At 68.3% G+C, this 5,794-nt stretch carries 3 protein-coding genes and 2 pseudogenes; 4 read left to right on the top strand and 1 reads right to left on the bottom strand.

The features are described 5' to 3' along the window. Positions 1 to 948 precede the first annotated feature (948 nt). Both IF89_RS43415 and IF89_RS45280 read left to right on the top strand, forming a co-directional pair. The gene (locus tag IF89_RS43415) at positions 949 to 1,500 is read left to right on the top strand and encodes a transposase (protein WP_078628729.1); all 552 of its coding nucleotides are present in this window, start codon (positions 949 to 951) and stop codon (positions 1,498 to 1,500) included. Further along, positions 1,497 to 1,594, top strand: a pseudogene (locus IF89_RS45280) (IS5/IS1182 family transposase); the annotation flags it as partial. The gene IF89_RS43415 and the pseudogene IF89_RS45280, both read left to right, overlap by 4 nt. A gap of 403 nt (positions 1,595 to 1,997) precedes the next feature. Here the strand turns inward: IF89_RS45280 and IF89_RS0134145 are convergent. Next, complete coding sequence (locus IF89_RS0134145; protein ID WP_030776510.1) at positions 1,998 to 3,236, bottom strand: protein-glutamine gamma-glutamyltransferase; 1,239 nt, start codon at positions 3,234 to 3,236, stop codon at positions 1,998 to 2,000. A 439-nt stretch (positions 3,237 to 3,675) separates the two neighbouring features. Here IF89_RS0134145 and IF89_RS48470 point away from each other — a divergent pair. After that, positions 3,676 to 3,894 (top strand): annotated as a pseudogene (locus tag IF89_RS48470) (conjugal transfer protein TraA); the annotation flags it as partial. 342 nt (positions 3,895 to 4,236) lie between these two features. Beyond that, positions 4,237 to 5,664 (top strand): replication-relaxation family protein, encoded by a 1,428-nt coding sequence (locus tag IF89_RS0134135; RefSeq protein ID WP_078628728.1) that lies wholly within the window; start codon positions 4,237 to 4,239, stop codon positions 5,662 to 5,664. Positions 5,665 to 5,794 lie beyond the last annotated feature (130 nt).

Genomic DNA, 5,794 nt, shown 5'->3' with positions numbered 1-5,794 from the left:
ACCCAACCCGGCTCGAGCCGGGGGCGGCGAACGCCTCACCCGCACCCTCCCCCGCCACCGTCCCGGCAGCAGCCAGCACCAGCAGCCCCGCCACACCACCCCGGCGGACACGGCGACCAGCAGCAGACGAGGACAGGCAAGAAGGGGAAGGCACGGACAGACTCCGGGAAGACAGGAACACACTACGGGCAGATGGCCCGTCCAGGAGAACAGGGCTCCGGGACCGCTGTCTCTCCTCCGAACAGCCCCCACCCCGGCCGCCACCGGGCGGACGTGCTGGCCGTTACAAGCCACGCTGGTGCGGTGGCGGTGGTGCTGCCGGCGGGTGGTGATGCGGACCGTCGCAGGCCCTCACCTGTGCGCGCCCCGGGTCGCGCCGGTGCGCGGCCTCCTGGCCGGCCGAGAACTCGGCCGACCAGGCCCGACCGTGGCTCGGAAGGTGGCTGTCGTGGTAGCCGCCGAGGACGCCGGGACCGCCCGGGGACGGTGCGGTCCTCATGCTGACAGTCTCCGTCGGCGTTATGTCTGGTGTGGTGGTGATGTCCGGGTGTGTGTGCTGTGTGCGTGCGGGGCACGCCGGCGGCGAGCGGCCGGGTGCTGGTGTTGCTGGTGTCGGGGAGTTCAGCGCGGCACCTGTGGACTCTTGTGCAGGGGTCGGGAACGCGGAACCGGTGGCGGGTGCGGTCGTTGTGCTCCTGGGACCCATCCCGCCCCGGGAACTCCATCCGTTCCCCCACGGGTCTACCCAGGGCGGGCCCCGGTTCTGGCTGCCTGTCGGCCCTCCGCGTCGGCGGCAGGTGGCCAGGACTACCCCGCGGATCCGCGAGGGGCGGGCCGCCGGGCGGGTTAGGTAGTGTCTTCAAATGGGTCGGAGTCAGAGGATGAAGCTTCCCCTTGCTCGTGGACACCTGGAGACTGGGGCGTGAGACCCAGAGGAAGTAGTGCCAGGTGGGAAGCAAGAACACGAGGCGGTACTCGGATGAGTACAAGCGGGATGCGATCGAGGTCGTGCGGTCGTCTGACCGGACGGTGACCGAGGTGGCCCGGGAACTCGGGGTCAGTCCGGAGTCCCTGCGGGGCTGGGTGAAGAAGTCTCGGGAAGTCAGGTCCGCGGAAGCCCGGCAAGGTGCGGATGCCCGGGACGAGGAGCTGAGGCGTCTGCGGAAGCTGGCCGCCGAGCAGGCGAAGACGATAGAGATCCTGAAAAAAAGCGACCGCCTTCTTCGCGAAGGAGAGCGGCCGGTGAGCGAGGTACGCCGGTTCATCCACGCGGAGAAGGCGAACTACACGGTCGTGCTGCTGTGCAGGGTGATGAGGACCGGCCGTTCCACCTACTACGCCTGGGCGGCAGGACGGGAAGCCCGCGAGGCGGGGCGGCGGGCCGATGAGGCCCTGGCGCATGTGATCACAGTGATCCACATCGCGTCCCGCGGTAACTACGGCGTTCCCCGGGCCACCGCGGAGTTACGGCGGCAGGGGCATATCGTCAACCATTGCTGAAGGCCTGGCGCCTCCTGCGGAAGCTCCGCTGCAGTACCAACCGATCACCGACATCGTGCAGGCAGTCCTCGCCCTCCACCACGCCTCAACATGAGGTTGGAAAAGCTCAGTAACAGGTTGCCGCCGATGGTGTACGTCACCGTCTACGGCACGAGCGTGAACGTCGCGCAAGGGGTGATGGGCACCGTCAGTGCACGGGCTCCCGAGTATGAGGACTTGACGGCCCGCGGCCGTGAGAACCCTCCGGGCGTGGTCGGGGCGAGCTCCGTGGACACCACGGGCGCGGGCACCTCATCAGGCTCCGGCCACAGGGTGACCTTGCTCGTCATCCCGGACTGGAGCCCTGATGAGGAGCCCGCCGCCGCTGTCCGTCGATGCCGGGACGGCAGCAGGCCCGTTTGCGTACGGGCGCGTGTTCACGGCCGCCGCCGCGAACACCGCGCGCTTGTGAAGCTGTCGACGCCCCCCAAGGCTGGGCCGGCTCGGCCCAGCGGGAACTACTGCCAGCCCTCCTTCACCTTGGCGGGAGCGGTGTTCCAGCTCTTCGGGATGAAGACGACCATGTATGCGCCGCGGTCGAAGTCCTCATAACCGGAAGCCCAGTTCGGGAACGTGCTCTCGTACACATCCATCGGGCCCATGTCGCCGCCGGGGGAGTTGTAGTGGTTGGCGTGCGTCCAGATGGTCTTGTTGGCGTCGGTCTCGGTCTGGTCGCCGAACCAGCCGTAGTCGAAGTTGACGTACGCGTCGCCCTCCTTGACGGCGCTACGCGACATGTTCCAGTCCTGCGACATGTCCACTAGACCCGTGGCACGGTCCGGACGGAAGCCGTTCGGGTCTCCGAACTTGCTCTTCTCGGGGGAGCTCCAGGGGTCCTGGCCGCTCCAGAAGTGCTTGGAGTAGATGACGGCCTTCATCTTGGACGGGTCGAAGTTTCCCCCGTTCTTGTCCTTGAAGGAGGCGGTGTTGCGAAGCGCCGAGTAGAAGTTGGAGCGGGAGTCCTGGTTGGCCAGGGCGTCGCCCTTGCTCGTAAGATCGGCCTTGAGGTTGGTGAGATAGTCCGTCTCGCTGTGGGCGTTCTCGAGAGCCTTGTTAATCGTGGCCGTGACGTTCCGGGCCCGCTCGAAACCCTTCTTCTCGTCGAAGCTGGACTTCGCGATACGGCCTTCGAACTCGGCCTGGGTCTCACCGGGCCGACGGGTGCTGTTCGCCAGGGAGTTCTTGTACTTGGTCTCGTCGAACGAGGCAAAAGCGAGATTGTTCGTCGGGTAGGAACCCGAGTTGACCCAGGTGACACCGACGCAGCCGTAGGACAGCTCCTCGCGCTGCTGCTCGGTCATCTGCTGCATCTTGCCGTCGCGCTGGCTGTACACCTGCTGCCACTTGCGTATGTAGTTGCTAACGCCGGTGCTGGCCCGGCCGTTGAAGGCCCGGTAGGGGCTGGGCAGGAGGTTGAGCGGCTCGGCGGGCGGGGTCACCCGGTCGTCGCCCAGCGCCCCGAAGGGGCTGGAGGTGCTCGGGCTCGGCCTGCCCGGCTGCCCCAGGTTCAGTGCCGCCTCGTTCAGCGCGTTGATGCTCCTGACGTCATTCGCCGTCAGACCGTTCCGTGCGGCGTAGGAGCCGTTGCCGCCCCTGGGGCCGATCTCCGCGGCGTGGCTGACCGTGGGCAGGAATCCAATGGTGCACATGGCCACACTGGCAGCGGTGAAGGCCATGAATCCCCGGCGCTTCTGCATATAATAAAGCTCCTTTTGTGCGGAATGTCTTGAATGGTGGAGATGTGGTAATTCCTGGGATGGGTTTCCTGGGTGCGCCGCTGTCAGTCGACTGGCGCCGACGCCTTCTCAGGTGAACCCGTTTCCCCGGTCAAATACTTCAAATAGGGCATGCCGAGCTGATCCCGCCGGTCGTCGGACGGAAGGAGCTGACGTGTAATCAGAGTCTGCACACAGGACTGTTTACCGAAAGGGTCTCTTCCGGATCTCCTGAGAATCAGGAACCATCGCACTCCTCCGACGGAACCTACGTCGCAGGCCGTATGGACTAGGTCGTGTCCGATAGGTCGTGGCTCGCTTGGGCGTCAAGAAAGCGATGCGGCGATGATGTGCGGGTGTTCTACGGAGATGTCAGCGAGTACGACTACCAGGACGAGGATGCGTCAGCACAGCGGGATCGGTGCTGGGGGAGGGCCGGCACCGGGATGCCGACCGGATCGAGCGCGAGCTCCTGGCGCAGGGCAAGAGCCCGGCTCAGGCCCGGCGGGCGACCGTGCTGGGCAGGCCCATCGAGCACAACCAGTCGTCGGCCGAGACCGACAAGGCCAAGGAGCGCACTCCTTGGCTCGCCTTCGACCTGGTCTTCCGGCCCCCGCCGACGGCGCACCTCGCTTGGGCCCCTGACGCGCTGCTCCGCATTCGAGAGGTCAGGGGCCCCGGACGTATCCGGGGCCCCTGGCCTCTTTTGCGTTCTGGGCCCGTGGGGGCGGGCATGCGGCCGCACATGTGCGTCCCGTGGGCCCTGAAGCCCGTGGTTGAGGAGGACTTCCCCAATTGGGGAAGTCCCGCCTGTTTCCGGGCCCGAGGGGGTTGGGCAAGCCCGTTTCTGTCCTGTGGCGGGTCCTGTGGTTGACCCTGTGGCTTCCCCTGTGGTGATGTTCCTCTGCCGGGAGGGGGTTTGCGCAGGTCAGACTCCTTGACCGGGTGAAGATCGTGCTCCGGCACCTCTTTTTCCCTGACCATGGGAGGAGAGGTAGAGGAAGTAGGAGGGGCGGGGCGGGTGGGCAAGTACGGGTCGACCGTTAAGACGAGAGCGCTGGTGCTGGAAGCGTTGGGCGTGGTGAAGATCGCTACGGCGGCGCAGTTGCGGGACCTGACGTGTCCGGGGACGGCGGATGCGGCGACGGCGCGGGGCGGCTGCAAAGACCTGGAGGCCGCGGGGCTGGTGGTCTCGGCCGGGACGACGACGCGGGTTGAGGGCGGACGGCGGATCACGGAGAAGCTGTGGTCGCTGACGACCGCCGGTCTGGAAGCGGCTGCGGCAGCGCTGGAGCGCCCGCCGCGGGAGATGGGCGGCACGGCGCGGGCGGCTGCGGCGTCGGGTGCCAAGCACGCGCTCCGCGTGACCGACGTCCTCGCCGCGTTCGTCCAGCAACCGGTGGAGCCCACACAGACGCCGGTCGCCCGGACAACGACCGTCCCCCGACAAGGCGCGCTGCGCCGACGCCCGCCGGGGCTCGGCCCGCTCTCGGCCTGGTCCACGGAGGTGACCCTGCCGACCGGCGGGACGTTCAGCGCTCCGGCCAAGGGCAGTCTTCGCGCTGACGCCGTCTTCGCCATGCCGGGCGCTCCGGTCCCGCTGCTGTTCGTGGAAGTCGACAACGGCACCGAGACCCGCGCCCAGGTCGCGGACAAGCTGACCCGCTACGCCCGGTTCTTCGCCCGGACGGAGAAACCGGGCCGCGCCGACACGGCCGGCGGCCCCGGCCGGCCGCTGTGGTCCACGGTGTGGTCGGCATCGCCGACCGGCCCGCATCCCCCGGTGGCGATCGTGTTCACGAAACCGATGGGTGCGGAAGCGATGGACGCGTGCATGCGCGGAATCGCGGAGCTGTCCGCGCCGGTCTGGCGGGGGACGTGGCACGGCGAGGGCCGCACTCCGGACGGCCGTCAGGACGGCTACCGCACCCACGACGGCGCCATACCGGTCGTCGCCTGTCGCCTCGACTGCCTCGTCGCCGACGGCCCGCACGGCCCGATCTGGTGGCGCTACGGCCGCCAGCGCGGCGGCCAGACCCTTGCCGCGGCACTCGACAACGACGGCCAGGCCGACTCCTACGCCGCGTACGCGGCCCGGGAAGCAGAGCGCGACCGGGCCCGGCAGGCGCAGGCCGCCCAGCAAGCGGCGCAGCAGGAAGCCGCGCGACGACGCCGGGAAGCGTCCGCGTGGCCGTGCCCCGGCTGCGGGAGGAAGGTCTACCCTGCCGGGGACCTCTGGGGCACGGCTACTAGGCCCGGCGCCCTGTGCACGGTGTGCCAGTCCATTGCCGACCACGCCGCCGAGGACGCCCGCCGCCGGGCCGAGGAGGAAGCCGCAGCTGCGGCGGAGGCGAAAGCCAACGGGCCGCTGGGCTGGATGCGGGCGTTACGCCCCGGATCCTCGGGTTAAGCGGTCTTGTTTAAGTCCAATGCCGTTGATTTAGGGGTCTGGTGGAGGTGTGACGGCCACGATGACCTGCAGTGTTTCTGCCGGACGACGGGTTGGCTGTAGCGGTCGTGGCCGGTCGGGGTTCCAGGAA

It is taken from the genome of Streptomyces sp. NRRL F-2664, assembly GCF_000719345.1.
Classification (GTDB): Bacteria; Actinomycetota; Actinomycetes; order Streptomycetales; family Streptomycetaceae; genus Streptomyces.
Note: the sequence above shows the minus strand (reverse complement) of the source record. Positions and strands in the feature narration are given on the sequence as shown.